Source organism: Cetobacterium somerae, from assembly GCF_022430525.1.
Taxonomy (GTDB): domain Bacteria; phylum Fusobacteriota; class Fusobacteriia; order Fusobacteriales; family Fusobacteriaceae; genus Cetobacterium_A.
Map to the genome: position 1 here is coordinate 1 of NZ_CP092519.1, position 18162 is coordinate 18162.

Annotated in this window: 15 protein-coding genes and 2 riboswitches; of the genes, 12 read left to right on the forward strand and 3 right to left on the reverse strand. The window is 27.7% G+C overall.

The genetic code is table 11. The features are described from left to right. From MKD34_RS00005 to MKD34_RS00035, 7 genes are all read left to right on the forward strand, one after another. Entirely contained in the window at nucleotides 1-1851 is a 1851-nt protein-coding gene (locus MKD34_RS00005; protein WP_240219116.1) for a replication initiator protein A, read from the forward strand. 225 nt (nucleotides 1852-2076) lie between these two features. Further along, on the forward strand, nucleotides 2077-2340 hold the full coding sequence (locus MKD34_RS00010) for an HPr family phosphocarrier protein (RefSeq protein WP_023050032.1): 264 nt from the start codon (nucleotides 2077-2079) through the stop codon (nucleotides 2338-2340). Nucleotides 2341-2431: 91 nt separating this feature from the next. Beyond that, a complete protein-coding gene (ptsP, locus tag MKD34_RS00015) occupies nucleotides 2432-4174 on the forward strand; it encodes a phosphoenolpyruvate--protein phosphotransferase (RefSeq protein ID WP_240219117.1) in 1743 nt (580 codons plus the stop codon). Between the two features lie 84 nt (nucleotides 4175-4258). Continuing rightward, a complete protein-coding gene (locus MKD34_RS00020) occupies nucleotides 4259-5308 on the forward strand; it encodes an alanine racemase (RefSeq protein ID WP_240219118.1) in 1050 nt (349 codons plus the stop codon). A 70-nt stretch (nucleotides 5309-5378) separates the two neighbouring features. Then, a riboswitch (SAM riboswitch) is annotated at nucleotides 5379-5466 on the forward strand. Between the two features lie 77 nt (nucleotides 5467-5543). Further along, entirely contained in the window at nucleotides 5544-6551 is a 1008-nt protein-coding gene (locus MKD34_RS00025; protein ID WP_240219119.1) for a methionine ABC transporter ATP-binding protein, read from the forward strand. After that, entirely contained in the window at nucleotides 6541-7191 is a 651-nt protein-coding gene (locus tag MKD34_RS00030) for a methionine ABC transporter permease (RefSeq protein ID WP_240219120.1), read from the forward strand. The genes MKD34_RS00025 and MKD34_RS00030 overlap by 11 nt, the downstream gene beginning before the upstream one ends. A 2-nt stretch (nucleotides 7192-7193) precedes the next feature. Next, nucleotides 7194-7964 carry a MetQ/NlpA family ABC transporter substrate-binding protein gene (locus MKD34_RS00035; RefSeq protein WP_240219121.1) on the forward strand — a complete coding sequence of 257 codons (771 nt, stop codon included), beginning with the start codon at nucleotides 7194-7196 and terminating at the stop codon, nucleotides 7962-7964. A 34-nt stretch (nucleotides 7965-7998) separates the two neighbouring features. Here the strand turns inward: MKD34_RS00035 and MKD34_RS00040 are convergent, their stop codons facing one another. Together MKD34_RS00040 and MKD34_RS00045 are read right to left on the reverse strand one after the other, a co-directional pair. Further along, nucleotides 7999-8442: a DUF134 domain-containing protein gene (locus MKD34_RS00040; RefSeq protein ID WP_240219122.1), complete on the reverse strand. Its 444-nt coding sequence runs from the start codon at nucleotides 8440-8442 to the stop codon at nucleotides 7999-8001. A 2-nt stretch (nucleotides 8443-8444) separates the two neighbouring features. Next, nucleotides 8445-8816 (reverse strand): NifB/NifX family molybdenum-iron cluster-binding protein, encoded by a 372-nt coding sequence (locus MKD34_RS00045; RefSeq protein ID WP_051364130.1) that lies wholly within the window; start codon nucleotides 8814-8816, stop codon nucleotides 8445-8447. 153 nt (nucleotides 8817-8969) lie between these two features. On the opposite strand from MKD34_RS00045, the gene MKD34_RS00050 reads away from it, so the two are divergent. The 4 genes from MKD34_RS00050 to MKD34_RS00065 all read left to right on the forward strand — a co-directional run bounded on the left by MKD34_RS00050 (nucleotide 8970) and on the right by MKD34_RS00065 (nucleotide 15090). Then, a complete protein-coding gene (locus MKD34_RS00050) occupies nucleotides 8970-10727 on the forward strand; it encodes a sigma-54-dependent Fis family transcriptional regulator (RefSeq protein ID WP_240219123.1) in 1758 nt (585 codons plus the stop codon). 225 nt (nucleotides 10728-10952) lie between these two features. Beyond that, a complete protein-coding gene (locus MKD34_RS00055; RefSeq protein WP_240219124.1) occupies nucleotides 10953-12239 on the forward strand; it encodes an L-cysteine desulfidase family protein in 1287 nt (428 codons plus the stop codon). 27 nt (nucleotides 12240-12266) lie between these two features. Then, nucleotides 12267-13610 (forward strand): CoA-disulfide reductase, encoded by a 1344-nt coding sequence (locus MKD34_RS00060; protein WP_240219125.1) that lies wholly within the window; start codon nucleotides 12267-12269, stop codon nucleotides 13608-13610. A gap of 49 nt (nucleotides 13611-13659) precedes the next feature. Further along, the gene (locus MKD34_RS00065) at nucleotides 13660-15090 is read left to right on the forward strand and encodes a cation:dicarboxylate symporter family transporter (RefSeq protein ID WP_240219126.1); all 1431 of its coding nucleotides are present in this window, start codon (nucleotides 13660-13662) and stop codon (nucleotides 15088-15090) included. 35 nt (nucleotides 15091-15125) lie between these two features. On the opposite strand, the gene MKD34_RS00070 is transcribed toward MKD34_RS00065, so the two are convergent. Next, on the reverse strand, nucleotides 15126-16835 hold the full coding sequence (locus MKD34_RS00070; RefSeq protein WP_240219127.1) for an ABC transporter ATP-binding protein: 1710 nt from the start codon (nucleotides 16833-16835) through the stop codon (nucleotides 15126-15128). A gap of 161 nt (nucleotides 16836-16996) precedes the next feature. After that, nucleotides 16997-17173: riboswitch (cobalamin riboswitch) on the forward strand. A 125-nt stretch (nucleotides 17174-17298) separates the two neighbouring features. Here MKD34_RS00070 and MKD34_RS00075 point away from each other — a divergent pair. Beyond that, complete coding sequence (locus tag MKD34_RS00075) at nucleotides 17299-18141, forward strand: sirohydrochlorin cobaltochelatase (RefSeq protein WP_240219128.1); 843 nt, start codon at nucleotides 17299-17301, stop codon at nucleotides 18139-18141. Nucleotides 18142-18162 lie beyond the last annotated feature (21 nt).

Sequence of the window (18162 nt, forward strand, 5' to 3'; positions counted from 1 at the left end):
ATGGAAAAGAAGGTGAAAAAAGAAAAAGATGATATCGTAGAAAATTTTAATATAACATCTACAGGATCACTTTTAACAGATATAACAAAGATTGATATAAGATTGAATCAATTACCAGATATTGAAGTTAGGGAAGTTATAATAAAAGAAACTGGAAATTTTTTAAATTTAAAAGATAATGTAATAAATATACCTGTCGAAATGATTGTTTTTCCATTTTTTACTCCTCAAAAACAAAATAAAAGAGTAAATTTTCAATACTCTTTTGAAGATTTAGGAGTTACTATGTACTGTACATTAGTAGCTAAAGATTCAAGGGATAAAGTATTTCAACCGTCTATTTTTGAAGAAAAAATATATACGTATTTGATTTCCACTTACGAAGCTAAAAAAGATTTGGATAATGAAGATGAATATATTGAGTTTGAAATTTCTGATTTTATAGTTCATTTTTTAGGTAATAAAATGAATAGAACCTATTATACAAAAGTGGAGCAGGCTTTAAAAAATTTGAAAAACACAGAATATCAATTTATTGTTTCAAATCATACAAAATTAGGAAAGTATAAATTTGAAGATGAAGAATTTAAACTTCTAACTTATCAAAAATTAAAAAAGGGTAAAAAAATATATTATAGAGTTACTCTTAATAAAAATATAAGAAAAAAAATAAGTGATAAAAGATATATAAAATATAACTCAAAAGCTTTAATGGAAATTTTAGCAAAAGATCCTATAGCTGGAAGAATTTATAAATATATTAGTAAAATTAGGTATGAAAAACAAGAAGATAGAATAAATTTAAGAACGATAGCTGCAATTATTCCGTTGAAAACAGAACAAACAACTGAAAGAGTAAATAAAAATGGAGATACAAAAACTTATGTTCTTTGTAGAATGAAGCAAGTATTAAAAAGAGTTGAAAAAGCGTATGATGTATTAGTTGAACTTGGATATGTAGAGTATTATAAATCATATCAAGATAAAAGCGAAGATACATACTATATAATTTATAAGTTTAATAGTAAAAAAGATGGAGAATGTCATGTTTCATCATTTATAGAAAATTCAAAGTCAAATAAAACTAAAGAGATTAGTTATTCAAAAGAAAAAGAAAAGTATGTTGAGAAATCTAATTTTAATTCTGATGATATAGAAGAAGCTGAAATTGTTGAAATTATAGATGAAAAACCAAAAAAAGAAGAAAAATTAAAAATAGAAAATAAAAAAGAAATAAAAAAAGAAGTTGTTAAAAAAATTGAAAAAAATAATGAGTTTATTTATCCTGATGAAATAATAAAAAATATACAAAAAGCAAAGAAAAATATATATGTTTCAAGATCTTGGGATAAAAGAACAGATACAAAGATAAAGAAAATATTTATAGAAGAAGGAGAAATTGTTTTAATTGAAGTTTTAAAAATTATATATAAAAATTTAAATTCTAATATAAAAACAACTTTAGTTCAGTATATAAACGGTGTTCTAAAAAATCTCTTAAGTCAAGAAAGTGATGTTTCAAAACAAAACTTAACTTTATTTAACAATATTGTTAAAGAAAAAGGATTAATAAGTAAAAAGAAAATAAATCAAGCAAGAAGAACAGTTAAAAAACCAGTTATAAATAGTTTAAAAGAATTGATTGATGAAACTGATATTTCTGTAGATATACTAAAGGTTTTTGATGAATATGATGAATATGAAAAATTAAAAATTGAGGAGCAAGCTATTAAACTTTGTTCTCTAGAAGAAAATATAGATGTGAATTTTTTACTTACTATGAAAAGAAAATCAAAAAAAATCTATTTTAATACAATAAAAAAATATATTGAGAGAGTTATTAATGAGTAGATTTAACAAAATGTTAAATATGTTAAATCAGAGTGTATAAAATAGTTAAAATATCATAAAATACACAATTAAAGACTTAAAAATGAACATTTTTTGACAAAAAAACAATTCAAAATAAAAATTGACAAAATTTTGAAAATTAAGTATTCTATATTAGAATAATAGATTTAAACTTTATGTTTTTATATAATAATAAACAATAAATGTAGAAAGGTGAGTAGGATTATGGTAAGTAAAACAGTTGAAATTAAAAATGAAACAGGACTACATACAAGACCTGGTAACGAATTTGTAAGTTTAGCAAAAACATTTACATCTCAAATTGAATTAGAAAATGAAGAAGGAAAAAAAGTAAAAGGAACATCTTTACTAAAATTACTTTCTTTAGGAATTAAAAAAGGTGCAAAAATAACAGTTCATGCTGCAGGAGAAGATGAGAACGAAGCAGTTGAGAAGTTAGCTCACCTACTTGAAAATCTAAAGGACTAATAAATAGGACGATAGTTTAAAGTGTGAGAAGGATGGGGGTGACTCTGTCCTTTTTTTTGTCAAAAAATTAAAGTTTTGGGAGAGATAAAATATGAGAAAATTTGTAAAAGGTATAGACGCATCTCCAGGGGTAGCAGTAGGAAAAGTATTTTTATATAAAGAAGAGGAGCTTTTCATAGATAAGAGCGAATGCTCAAATATCGAGATTCAAAAAGAAAAGTTAATCGAAGGTAGAGAAAAAACTAAAGAGCAATTATTAAAAATTAGAGAAAAAACAGCTAGACAACTAGGTGAAGATAAAGCGGCAATATTTGATGGACATATAACATTATTAGAAGATGAAGATCTATTTGATGAAGTAACAGAACTGATTGAAGATGAAAAAATAACAGCAGAAAATGCTTTAGAGCAAGGTATCAGCGGATATTGTGATATGTTAGCAAACTTAGAAGATGAGTATTTAAGAGAAAGAGCAGCAGATTTAAGAGATATAGCTAAAAGATGGTTATACAACATAGTAGGAATAGATATTGTTGATTTATCTTCACTTCCTGCAAATTCAGTTGTAGTAGCAAGAGACTTAACTCCATCAGATACTGCTCAATTAGACTTAAAAAATGTTGTAGCATTTATAACTGATATTGGTGGAAAAACAGCTCACTCATCTATTATGGCTAGATCTTTAGAGATTCCAGCAGTAGTTGGAACTGGAAATATAACTGAATTAGTAACTAATGAAGCTTCGATAATAGTTGATGCTTTAACTGGTGATGTTATAATTGAACCTACACAAGAGGATGTAGAAAAGTATTCAAAGAAAAGAGAGAAATATTTAGAAGAAAAAGAGTTATTAAAGCAATTAAAAGATAAAACAGCTACATCGAAAGATGGAATAACTGTTGGAGCTTGGGCAAATATAGGATCTCCAAAAGATGTTGCAGGAGTTCTAAGAAATGGTGCTAATGGAATTGGTCTTTATAGAACAGAGTTTCTATTTATGGCAAATGATAGATTCCCAACAGAGGATGAGCAATTTGAAGCTTATAAAATTGTTGCTGAATCAATGAAAGATGAAAATGGAAAATCATATCCAGTAACAATTAGAACAATGGATATAGGTGGAGATAAATCATTACCGTATATGGAGCTACCACATGAGGAAAATCCGTTCTTAGGATGGAGAGCTTTAAGAATATGTCTAGATAGACCTGAAATCTTAAAAACACAGTTTAGAGCGCTTTTAAGAGCATCAGCATTTGGATATATTAAAATAATGTTACCTATGGTAATTTCAATAGAAGAGTGTAGAAAATCAAAAGCTTTATTAGAAGAGTGTAAAGCTGAATTAAGAGCTGAAGGAATAAAATTTGATGAGGATATCCAATTAGGAATTATGATTGAAACTCCAGCTACAGCATTTAGAGCTAAATGGTTTGCACAAGAAGTTGATTTCTTCTCAATAGGAACAAATGACTTAACTCAATATACATTAGCAGTAGATAGAGGAAATGAGAGAATATCTCACTTATATGATACATACAATCCAGGAGTTTTAGCAGCTATTAAAGCAGCAATAGATGGAGCTCATGAAGGTGGAATATCTATATCAATGTGTGGAGAGTTTGCAGGAGAAGCTAGAGCAACAGCTTTATTATTTGGAATGGGATTAGATGCATTCTCAATGTCAGCTATTTCAGTTGCAAAAGTAAAGAAAAATGTAATGGCTATAGATAAAGCTTCAGCAGAGGCTTTAGTTGAAAGAGTAATGTCAATGAGTACAACAGAGGATATCTTAGCAGAAATAGACAAATATAATGAAGAAGTATTAGGATAATACTTTATAAAAAAGGTGAAACTTTGTTTCACCTTTTTTTGTTTTTAGAGTATACTATTGTAAAAAAGTAATAGGGAGGGTGTTATGGGATTAAAAGATTTTAAAATAAAGGTTTCTAAAGAAAATATTCTACATAACTATCACTATTTAAAAAAACTTAGAAATAAAGATATAATAGCTGTTGTAAAAGCTAATGCTTATGGGCATGGAATAGAAAATATAGTTAGATTTTTATCAGAAAACGGTTGTAAATATTTCGCAGTAGCTAGAGAGTGTGAAGCTGAAAAAATATTAAAGTTAAAAATAGAAAATATAAATATTATTATTTTAGAAACAATAGATGAAATAGAAATTTTAAAAAATAATAAAAATATTCATATGGTAATAAATAGTTTTAAAGATCTTTTAAATCTTTTAGATAAAGGAGTTTCAACACAACAATTACATTTAAAATTAGATTTTGGATTTGGAAGAAATGGAATTTTAGAAAAAGACTTTTTTAAACTAAAAGAGTTAATAAAAGAAAAAAATTTAAAATTTAAGGGTCTTTGTACCCATGTTTTTGCTGCAGATTATGATGATATGATTTTAATAGAAAAAAGATTTTCTCAGATGTTAAAAGAGTTAGGAGATGAGAGATTTGAGATTATTCATATGCAAAATAGTGCTGGAGTTATTTCAATAGAGGGTGAATTTTGCACTCATATACGGTGTGGAACTATTTTATTTGGACTTCAAGAAATAGGATATTATGATCCATGTATAAAAAGAGCTTTTAAGCTAAATGGTAGAATATTAGATATAAAAGATATAGATGATTTAAAATATATAGGATATGAAAAAAAAGAAAATTTAAATATAGGAAAATATAGAAAAGTAGCAAAAATTCGTTTAGGTTATGGAGATGGCTTTTCAAAAAGAAGTGAAGGTATTATGTCTATAATCAATAATAAAAAGTTTAAAATAGTTCATATTAGTATGGATAGTTCATTTATTTTAGTGGATGATTCAGTAAAAGAAGGGGATAACATTGAGATATTTCATGATTTAGAAGAAAGTATAAATCATTTAAAAGTTCCTCACTATGAATTTTTATCATGTATAAATGACAGAATAAAAAGAGAATTAATATGACTATAAACAAAAATAAAATTTTATTTTAAAAAAATATTGACATTTTTTTTCAAATAAGATATTATACAGCAAACCATCAAGAGAGACCGAGGGACTGGCCCTATGACGTTTCAGCAACCTACCATTATGGTGTGGTGCTAACTCCAGATAGATGGGAGAAGTAGAAGTCTTGTTTACTTACTCTCATCTTAATTAAAAATTAAGATGGGAGTTTTTTTTTATACGGGAGGATAAAATGATTACTTTAGAAAGAGTGAATAAAATTTATAATAATGAGTTTCATGCTGTAAAAGATGTTTCTTTAAAGATTGAGAAGAGTGAAATATTTGGAATTATTGGATTAAGTGGAGCTGGAAAATCATCTTTAATTAGATTATTTAATGGATTAGAGCCATTGACAACAGGAAAAATAGAGATTGAAGGAGTGGATTTATCAAAACTTTCAAAGAAAGAACTATTAAATAAAAGAAAAAAAATTGGAATGATATTTCAGCATTTTAATTTATTAAAATCTAGAACAGTTAAAGAAAATATAGCATTTCCTTTAGAAATCGATGGTTGGTCAAAAGTAGAAATTGATGTAAGAGTTAAAGAGCTTTTAAAGTTAGTAGAACTTGAAGATAAAGAGGAGTTTTATCCAACTCAACTCTCTGGAGGACAAAAACAAAGAGTTGCAATAGCTAGAGCTTTAGCTAATAATCCAGATATTCTCTTATCAGATGAAGCAACATCCGCTTTAGATCCAAAAACTACAAAGTCTATATTAAAATTAATTAAAGATATTCAAAAAAAAATGGGATTAACAGTTGTTTTAATAACTCATCAAATGGAAGTTATTAGAGAGGTTTGTGACAGAGTAGCTGTTATGTCAAATGGTGAAGTTGTGGAAACTGGAAAAACATATGAAATATTTTTAAGTCCAAAAACAGAGATTACAAAAGAATTAATATCATATGTTCCACCTCAAGAAAAAGAAGAGATTGATTACATAAAAAAATCTGGAAATAAAGTTATAAAATTAATGTTTTTAGGCTCAGTAGCAGGAGATCCCATATTATCTAAAGCTGTAAAAAAGTTTAATATAGATATAAATGTCTTAGGTGGTGCAATTGATCTTTTATCAACTATGCAGGTAGGACATTTAATAGTTGAATTAATAGGGGATATGGATAAACAAAATGAAGCAATAGCTTGGTTTCCAAGTTTAGATGTAGGAGTGGAGGTTATTTACGATGGTATTTAATATGTTAGTACAAGCGACACTAGAGACAATATATATGGTTTTATTATCTGCTGTGGTTTCATTAGGAATAGGATTTCCTTGTGGAATTTTAGCAGCGATTACATCAGATGGACATATATTTGAAAATAGGGGAATAAATAGAATTTTGAATGGAATTATAAATATAACAAGATCATTTCCTTATATAATTTTAATGATTTTATTATTGCCACTATCTAGATTTATAATAGGGACAACAATAGGAAGTACAGCAGCAATAGTTCCTCTTTCTATATCGGCAGCCCCATTTGTAGCAAGAATAGTTGAAAATTGTGTTTTAGAAGTGGATAGAGGAGTAATAGAAGCAAGTGAAAGTCTAGGAGCTAATAATTTTACAATAATAACTAAAGTAATGATTCCAGAATCGTTACCATCTCTAATCCAAGGAATAACACTATTAATTATTAATTTAATAGGTTTATCTGCAATGGCTGGAGCTATTGGTGGTGGTGGACTTGGGGATTTAGCTATCAGATTTGGTTATAATAGATTTAAGTTAGATATAATGATTTATTCGGTTTTAATTATTATAGTTTTAGTTCAAGGAGTTCAATTAATTGGAAATTTAATATCAAATAGATTGAAAAAAAATGGGAGGTAGTTATGAAAAAATTAGTTTTAGTATTAGGTTTATTAGGATCAGTTATAAGTTTTGGAGCAAAATTAAAAGTTGGAGCTTCTCCAGTTCCTCATGCACAACTTTTACAATTAGTAAAAGATGATTTAAAAAAAGAAAATGTAGAATTAGAAATAATAGAATTAACAGATTATGTAACCCCAAATTTACTATTAGATTCAAAAGAGTTGGATGCTAATTTTTTCCAACATAAACCATATTTAGAAACTTTTTCTAAAGAGAAAAATTTAAAATTAGTATCAGCAGGTAATGTTCATGTAGAACCTTTAGGAGTTTATTCTAAAAAAGTTAATAAAATAGAGAATTTAAAAAAAGGTGGAGTGGTAGCAATACCAAACGATCCAACAAATGGTGGAAGAGCTTTAATTCTTTTACATAATAATGGTATTATAAAATTGAAGAATCCTCAAGATTTATTAGCTACAGAGTTTGATATCGTAGAAAATAAAAATAATTTAAAATTTAAGTCTTTAGATGCTGCTCAAATACCAAGAGCATTAGAAGATGTTGATTTAGCAGTAGTAAATGGTAATTATGCAATCGAAGCAGGACTTAATCCTTTAACAGAAGCTTTGATAATTGAAGGAAAAGAATCACCTTATGCTAACTTAATAGCTGTAAGAGAGGGAGATGAGAAAAAAGAGGATATTCAGAAATTAGTAAAAGTTTTACAAAGTGAAAAAGTAAAAGTTTTTATAGAAAATACTTATAAAGGTGGAGTAGTTCCAGCTTTTTAGAAAAAAATAAAAAAGTGAGTTTAAACTCACTTTTTTATTTTATATCTAATTTACAAACTTTTTTACATTTAACTTTCTTTTTTGTACAAAATATATCTTCTGAATTACAGTTAGGACAAAAATCTAAATCTTTTTTTAATGTAGGAATAAAAGTTTGTCCACAAGAGTTACATATAAATTGACAATGAGGAGTTTTAAAATCTCCTCCCTTTAATTGAATTCCATATCCCATAATAAGAGCTTCGGTTATTTTAACTCTTGCTGAATTAAGTATATTTTGAAAAGTTTGTCTTGAAACTCCCATTTTTTCAGCACACTCTTCTTGAGATAAATTTTCTAAATCTTTAAGTCTAATTGCTTCTAATTCTTCAATTTTTATATTATTAAAATGAATATTACAATTTTTGCTTCCCTCAGGGATAAACTTTGTTTCATTTGGAATAAATTCTACACTTCTAACTTTAGTAGGTCTAGCCATATTTATTTTCCACACTTACAGTTACAAGAGTGTCCATGTCCATGATGATGTTCATGGTGATGCTCATGACTATTACATACTGCTTCTCCATTAACTAATATATGTTTAAAGAATCCATCAGCTATATCGTCACAAAATCCTTCTAGACCAGAAAAAACTTTAATATCAAGAGATTTTAAGTTATTTAAAGCTCCTTCACCAATTCCACCACAAGCTACAAATTCAACACCTAATTCCTTTAATTGTCCAGGAATAGCTCCATGTCCATTACTTTTATGGTATTCTTTATTTGTACCATCATAAACAAAAAAACCTTCTGCTCTTCCAAAATGTTGACTAATTTTGTTATTTTCAGAAACAACTGCAATTTTCATAAAAACACCTCTTTTTTTAGTTATTGGCATATGCTATAATTAATATTAATTTTTTTTAGTAAAAAAGTCAAGAATTATTTTTTTAAAATTGACTGTTGCGATTATTTTTGATAATATACATATATAAAAATGGTATAAATTAAAGGGAGTATAATGAAAACTGATTTATTAGTGATAAAAGATGAATTAAAAAAATATGCAAAAACAATATCAAAACTATTTGCAATGGATGTTGGAATTTGTGATAAAAATCTTATAAGAATAACAGGAAGTGGTCCTCAAAAAATAGGTGAAAAAATAAGAGGAAGAGCTAATAAAAAGACATTAGAAACTAAAGAAACAACAGTTATTTTAAATCCTAGAGAGGATGAAATTTGTAGTGGTTGTTCAGAAAAAGAGTGTTGTTTAGAAGTACTAGAAATATCAACTCCAATAATGTATGAGGGGAAATTAATTGGTTTAATAAGTTTAGTTTCTTTTGATGAAAATCAAAAGAAAAGAGTTTTAGAAAATTTAAAAAACTATTTAGACTTTGTTGAACAAATGGCTGAACTAATAAGTATAAGATTTATTGAATACAATGAAAGTTTAGAAAAAACAGAAAGAGAAAATGTTCTTACAACAATATTAAACACAATTCAAAAAGGTGTTTTGAGGTTTAATAGTGAAGGAATAATTACAAGTATTAATAATTTTGCTTTAAAAAAAATAGAATCAGATAGTAGAATTATTGGAAAAAAAATACAATTGAACTCACAAAATGATTTTCTTATGGAAGAAGAGATATATAGATTAAAAGTTCAAGAAAAAGAGTTAATAGTCCTTGGAAAAATATTACCTTTTGAAGCTTTTGGAAAAAATGAAAAAATTTTTATTTTTGATGATATGAATAAGGTAAATGATGGAATTAGAGGCCTAGTTGAAACATCAAATAGCGTTTCGTTAGAAAATATAATAGGTGATTCAGAGTTTACTAATCTATTAAAAGAAAGAATAAAACATGTTGCACCTTCAAAATCAACAGTACTAATAACAGGAGAAAGTGGAACTGGAAAAGAGTTAGTTGCAAGAGCTTTACACTATCATAGTTCAAGAAGAAATGCCCCGTTTGTTGTTATAAACTGCGCAGCAATTCCAGAGTCTCTTTTAGAAAGTGAATTGTTTGGATATGTGAGAGGAGCTTTTACAGGTGCTGACAAAAATGGACGTATGGGAAAGTTTGAGTTAGCAAATGGAGGAGTTATATTTTTAGATGAAATTGGAGATATGCCTTTATATTTGCAAGCTAAAATATTAAGGGTGCTTCAAGAGAGAAAAGTAACAAGAGTAGGTTCAAATAGAGATATAGAATTAGATATTAGAATCATTGCAGCAACAAATGTAGATTTAGAAAAAAAGATTATTGAAAAAGAATTCAGGGAAGATCTTTATTATAGATTAAAAGTTATACCTTTTGAAGTAGCACCTTTAAGGGATAGAAGAGAAGATATTCTACCAATAACAAAAAATCTTATAAAAAAATATAATAGAATAACTGATAAATATATAAGTTTTATTGATATTGAGGTAGAAAAACTATTTTTAAATTATTCTTGGCCAGGAAATATAAGAGAGTTAGAAAATGTAGTAGAATTTATGTTTAATCTTTCAGATAATAGTGATATTTTAAGTTTATCTACAGTTCCGGAAAAGTTATTAGAAAATAGAAAGATAAATAATGATATAGTAGTGAAAAATAAAGAATTTAAAGATGTATCTTATATGGAGGATTTTCAAATAGTAGAAAAAAATTATATTGAAAAAGCTTTTAAAATTTTTGGAAGAGATACAGAAGGAAAGAAAAAAATAGCAGAAAAAATGGGAATAGGACTAACAACTTTATATAGAAAAATACAAAAATATGATATTTAATTTTTTCAAAATGAAAAAAAATATTTTCAAAATGAAAAAATTTTCAAAATGAAAAAAACAAAAATTAACTTTATACAAAAAATGTTAAATTATATTTAAAATTTATAGAAAATAAAACAAAAATATATAAAATTTGACAAAAATTTAAGATAAATATCTATTGGAATGAAAATTGCTTATTATATACTTGTATATTATAAAATAATTAGGTATTTAAAGGAGGAATTGAAAGTGATGATAGATAAAATTTTAAGTATTTTAAATGAAGAGATAGTTCCAGCAGAGGGATGTACAGAGCCGATAGCTTTAGCATATATAGGAAGTAAATTAACATCAGTATTAGGTGGAGTTCCGGAAAAGATTGATATAGCTTTATCAGGAAATTTAATAAAAAATGTTAAAAGTGTAAAAATACCAAACTCAGAAGGGATGGTAGGTATAGAGGCATCAGTAGCTTTAGGAACAATTTTAGGAGATTCTAAGAAAGAGCTAATGGTTATATCAAATGTTGATAAGTCAAGATTAAATGAAGTTAAAGAGTATTTAGATAATAAAAAAGTTGTAGCTACAAAAATAGATGGAGATGTGAAACTACATATGAGAGCTACAGGAGTTTTAGGACAAGATACAGTTACAATAGAGATCAAAGATTATCATACAAATATTGTTAAGATAGAAAAAAATGGTGAAATAATAAAAGGTGCGTCTTGTGATGAAGTTGTTACAGGGGATACGATGACAGATAAAAGTTTTTTAACTGTTGAGTTAATCCACGATTTAGCTAAAACTATAGATTTAACTTTAATCGCTCCAATTTTTGAAAAAGTTATAGCTTATAACTCAGCTATAGCAAATGAAGGTTTAAAAAATGACTATGGAATAAGTATGGGTAAAAGTTTATATGAAGGTATGCAAGAGGGCGTTTACGGTAAAGATTTAAAAAACAAGATTGTAAGTTTTGCAAGTGCTGGAAGTGACGCAAGAATGAATGGGTGTTCTATGCCAGTAATGACAACAAGTGGAAGTGGAAATCAAGGGATGTCTGCATCTTTACCAGTTATAAAGTACTGTGAAGAAAAAGGATTAACACACGAGCAATTAATAAGAGGATTATTCTTTTCACATTTAACAACAATACATATAAAATCAAATGTTGGAAGATTGTCAGCATACTGTGGAGTTGTTTGTGCTGGTGGAGGAGTAGCAGGAGCTTTAGCCTTTTTAGATGGAATGCCTTTAGACAGAATAGATGCAGCAATTGAGACAACTTTAGCAACATTATCAGGAATGCTATGTGATGGAGCAAAGAGTTCTTGTGCAACAAAAATAGCGAGTTCAATTGGAATGGCATTTGATTCATACTATTTATCTAAAAAGAAAAAGAATTTTGAATATGGAGAAGGAATAGTTGGTAAAGATGTTGAAGCAACTTTAGCTAATGTAAAGGTTTTAGCTCATGAAGGATTAAGACAAACAGATGAAGTTGTTTTAGAAATAATGTTAAATAACTAGTTTTAATATATGGTTTTAGGAGGAAAAATGAAAATAATAATTATCGGTGGAGTTGCCGCTGGAATGTCAGCAGCAGCAAAAGCAAGTAGACTTAACAAGGAAGCAGAGTTAGTAATTTATGAAAAAACTGAGGTTGTTTCATGGGGAGCGTGTGGGCTTCCATACTATGTTGGAAACTTTTTTGAAAGTCCAAATAATATGATAGCAAGACCAGTAGAGAAATTTATAGAAGCTGGAATGAATATAAAAATAAAGCATGAAGTAATAGCAATTGATGTAGATAAAAAAGAGGTAACTATTAAAAACTTAGTAACAGGTGAAACTTTTATAGATAATTATGATAAATTAATGATAGCTACAGGAGCTCATGCAATAATGCCACCAATTAAAAATTTATCAACAAAAGGTGTATATACTTTAAAAGACTATACAGATGGAATTATTTTAAAAGAAGAGATGCTAAAAGATGAGAATCAAGATATAGTTATAGTTGGAGCTGGGTATATTGGACTTGAAGTAGCGGAAGCAGCTAAACATTTAGGAAAAAGAAGTGTTAGAATAATTCAATTAGGTGATAGAGTTCTTTTAGAAAGTTTTGATAAAGAGATAACTGATGTTATGGAAGAAGAAATAAGAGCTCACGAAGGTATAGAGTTACATTTAGAAGAGATTGTCCAAGAGATTGTAGAGGAAAATGGAAAAGTTGTAAAAGTAAAAACTAACAAAGGTGAATACCCAGCTGATATAGTTGTTGTATCAACAGGAGTAAGACCAAATACAGCTTTCTTAAAAGAAACAGGAATTGAAATGTTAGGAAATGGAGCTTTAGTAATAGATAACCATGGAAGAACAAGTATTGACTCTATCTATTCAGCAGGAGATTGTGCAACAGTTCCTCATTTAGTAAGAAAAGAAAATGTATATATTCCTCTTGCAACAACTGCTAATAAAATTGGTAGAATAGTTGGAGAAAATTTAGCTGGAGTAGAAACTGAGTTTCAAGGAACTTTAGGATCGGCAGCAGTAAAAGTTATGGATGTAGAGGCTGGAAGAACTGGAATAACAGAAGCTGAAGCAATAAAAATGGGAATAAACTATAAAACTGTATTTATAAAAGATAAAAATCAAACAAATTATTATCCAGGTAGAGAGGATATATTTGTAAAACTAATTTATGATGCAGATACAAGAGTTCTTTTAGGAGGACAAATAGCAGGTAAAAAAGGTGCAGTTTTAAGAGTAGACTCTTTAGCAACAGCTATTTATGCTAAGTTAACAGTAGATGAGATTGGAATGATGGACTTCTGTTATGCTCCACCATTTGCTAGAACTTGGGATGTAATGAATGTAGCTGGTAATGTAGCAAAATAAAATAGGCTTCAATAAAAATTAAAATATAGAAACGGGAGAAAAACAAACAATGAACAATGTATTTTTTGAACAATTTTTAATGATTAGTGATTTGAAAACTGTTGGTTTCTTAGTAGCATTATTAGTAATTTTATTTCTAATAAATATGTTACCGAAGAAAAAATTTAACTTTTCAGCAAAAGTTATGGTTGCAACAGTTGTTGGTTTAATTTTAGGATTAGCAATTCAATTTGTAGCTGGATTCCCAGAGAATCCAATGGAATTAACATTTGTAAAAGAGACAACATTATGGTATAGCTTACTTGGTGGAGGATTTATCTCTTTAATTAGAATGTTAGTTATTCCACTAGTTATGGTATCTATCATTCATGTTATTATTAATATGAAAGAGGATGCTAATTTAGGAGACTTAGTAAAGAAAAGTTTAATTATTACTTTAGTAATGGTTGCAATTTCTGTAGGTGTAGGATTACTTTTAGGAAATCTATTTGAAGTTGGAAAAGTTTCGACTGATGCAGTACAAGCTGTAGCAGCAGAGGGTGGAAGAAAAATTAGAGAGGTTAGCAATATTGTTGATACATTAAAAGCTCTTATTCCTTCAAACCCAGTTGAAGCGATGGTTAAGTTAAACATCGTTGGTTTAGTTATATTCTCAGCAGTTGTTGGAGTAGCGGCAAAGAGAATGTCAAAGAAATATATGGATACTGTAAAGCCATTCTTTGATTTAATAAATGCTTCTCAAAAAATTATAGTATCAATGGCAATGAGTATTATTAGATGGATGCCTTTAGCAGTAGTACCATTATTAGCAAACACAATTGCACAAAAAGGTATTGGAGCAATAGCAGAAGTAGGAAAATTCATAGCAGTTTTATACTTAGCAACAGCAGTTATGTTTGTAATACAGATGATAGCAGTATCATTCTTTGGATTAAATCCATTTACATATGTAAAGAAAAGTATCTCTTTAATGATTTTAGCATTTACATCTAGATCAAGTGTTGGATGTTTACCAGTAACAATTTCAACATTAACTAATAAACTAGGTGTTAGCGAATCAACAGCAAGTTTTGTTGCAAGTTTTGGTACAACAGCAGGAATGCAAGGTTGTGCAGGAATATTCCCAGCATTAACAATTGTATTTGTTACAAATATGAGTGGACATCCAATTGATGCAACATTAATAGTAATGTCTATAATTGTTGTGGCAATTAGTTCATTAGGAATTGCAGGAATTCCAGGAACAGCAACAATGGCAGCTTCAGTTGCTTTATCAGGAACTGGATTAGCAGCTATGTTCCCTCTAATTAACCCAATCTTAGCAATCGATCCTATTATCGATATGCCAAGAACAATGTTAAACGTAATTGGATCAGTTACAAATGCATTAATGGTTGATAAGAGTTTAGGAAACTTAAATCATGAAGTTTATCAAAATCCAGAAGCAGGAAATGAAGCAAACTCTTCTGAAATTGAGTAATAATAAAAAAAGCCACCTTGAAGGTGGCTTTTACTTTATCTAATTCCATGATATAACCTATAGAATTTACCTTCTAATTTTAAAAGTTCTTTAAATGAACCAGATTCAACAATATTATCATCTCCTAAGACATAGATTTTATCAAAATCTTCAAGGATACTAAGTCTATGAGTTATTGCAATAACAATTCTATCACTATACTCCTCTTTTATATTTTTTAAAATAGATTTTTCATTGATAATATCTAAGGCATTAGTTGCTTCATCTAAAAGAATCAAATCAGGGTTTTTTAAGAATAATCTAGCCATAGCAATTTTTTGTCTTTGCCCAGAGCTTACATGTACTCCACCTTCACCAATTATAGTATTTTCCTCCTGAGGAAATTTGTCAAAAATTTCATAAACATATGATTTTTCAATTGCAAAGTTTAATTCCTCTTCAGTACAATTTTCTTTTACAAGAGTAATATTATCAATTAAACTTCCATTTATAATATAATCACTTTGGTCTACGATTCCAAGTCGTTCTAAATATGTTTTAAAAGTTATTTTATTTAATGGAATATTATTAATTAAAATCTCTCCATTTGTAGGAAGTAAAGCTCTTTTTAAAAGAGAAGCAGTAGTACTTTTACCAATTCCACTTTCTCCAACTAGAGCTATTTTTTCTCCTTTTTCTATTTTTAAATTAAAATTTTGTAAAATAGATTTCTCATCATAAGAAAAGCCTATATTTTTAAATTCAATTGAAGTGATAGGTTCTGTTAGTGGTATATCTCCATCCATTCTACTGTCAAGATTTATAATTTCAGTAAATCTATTAACTCCGGAGATTCCTTTTTGATAGATATCAACAAGTCCAACCATTCTCATAATTCTAAGTCTAAAACGATCAACTAGAAGTAAAAAAGATAAGATAATTCCCATTGTAACACCATCTTTTATATATAAATAACCTCCAGCAAGAATAATTATAAGTTGAGTTATATTGGAGTAAAAAGTTACTCCTGAAACAATTAAACTTGATGGAATCATATTCTTCTTTTCACTTTCTAAAAGAGTATCATTTTTTTCAAGAAATCTTTTTTGAGCATAATCTTCTAAATAGTTATCTTTTAAAAAAGAGATAGTTCTCAAAATATCATGAAGATTAGCAGATAATAAACCTGAATTTTTTCGAACACTTCTATGACCAGCTTTCATTTTTTTATTTTCCTTATAAACAAATATCAATGTTAGTGGTAAAGGAAATAAAGTAATTAGTGAAAGTTTTAAATCAAAATCTATCATTATAAAGATAGAAGCAATAATAGTTATAACTGAAAATATAAAATCTTCTAATCCTCTATGACAAAGAGTAGAAACACTATCTAAATCATTAATAACTCTAGAAATTAAATCACCACTTTGATTTTTTTTAAAAAACTCACTAGGTTGGTTTAAAAGTTTTTTTAATAGGTCATTTCTCATACTTTGTTTTATTTTACTTCCCATTAATTTTCCATTTGCTTGAGAATTAACAGCAAAAAATAGACGTAAAATATAAAGAATAATTAATACAATTGAAAATTTTAGTAGTAAATCAATATTTTTAGAAGGAAGAGCATCATCTATTAAATTTTTAATTAAAAGTGGTGAGTAAACATCAATAGCAGTCATAGCTAATCTCACACCTAAAAATAGAAGAAGGAGTTTATTTTCCTTTTTTAAATAGTAAATAAGAGTTCCAAAAGATGTTTTTTTCATAAAAATTTCTCCTTAATATACATTTATTTCTAAATTAATAGTAACTTTTTTTATGACTAAAAGTCAATAGTTCTAGATATAAATAATATAAATAATAGATGATAATGTTATAAATTTTAGATAATTTGATTGAAATTTGTACTATAAAGTGTTAATATTAGTTAGATAAAAAATGTAATGGTTCAATTTGATTAAAAGGGAATTGGGTGAAAATCTCAAACGGTCCCGCCACTGTATAGAGGATGAAAACAGTAATACCACTGAGGATATAAACCTTGGGAAGGGCTGTGAGTAGGATGAATCTAAGTCAGGAGACCTGCCATTATTTAGAATTCTGCGAGGACAGAGAAGGTAAAGATTTTTACACTTCTCTTTTAGTATTTTCAAAAGGGAGGTTTTTTTTATTGGTGAGAAATTTTAATTTAAAATAAAAATAAAGAAAAATAATACAGGGAGATTAATGATGAACTTTTACAAAACTATGGAAAAGGGCGCGATTGTAGCAGCACATTTTGGAACGACACATGAAGACACGAGAGAAAAAACAATAGATATAATAAATAAAAAATTAAAAAATGAGTTTGATAAATTAGATTTTTTTCAGGTTTATACATCAAGAATTATAAATAGAATACTTTCAAAAAGAGGTATTGAAAATTTAAATACCACTCAAATTTTAGAAAAACTAGTAGAGCAAGGATATCAACATGTAATTATTCAACCAACATATATAATAAATGGAACTGAAATGGAAGCTTTAAAAAGAGAAGTGGATATGTTTTCTGATAAATTTGAAGATATAAGAGTTGGAACTCCATTATTAACAGAAGTAGATGATTATTTTAAGTTAATTGAAGTAATAGAAAAAGAAGTTGGAGTTTTAAAAGAGGATGAAGGAGTTGTGATGATAGGGCATGGTACAGAGCATCCTGCATTGTCAGCTTATCCAATGTTAGCTTATGTTACAAAAGACTTAGAAAAACCTATATACATTGGAACAGTAGAAGGATATCCAGGGCTAGATAATGTAGTAAGAGAGTTAAAAAGAGATAATAAAAGAAAAGTAACTCTAATGCCACTTATGTTTGTAGCTGGAGACCATGCTAAAAATGATATAGCTGAAGATTGGAAAGAAGCATTAGAAGAGAATGGTTTTGAAGTAGAGGTAAATTTAAAAGGATTAGGTGAAATTGAATCTATTCAGAATATTTTTATAGAAAGAGCTAAAAAACTAGAAAATTCTCAACCAGAGGATATATTAGTGAAAAAAGCTGAGTATGCTAAAGGAAGAAAAGCTTCTCATTAATTGGAAGAGTTTAACTCTTCC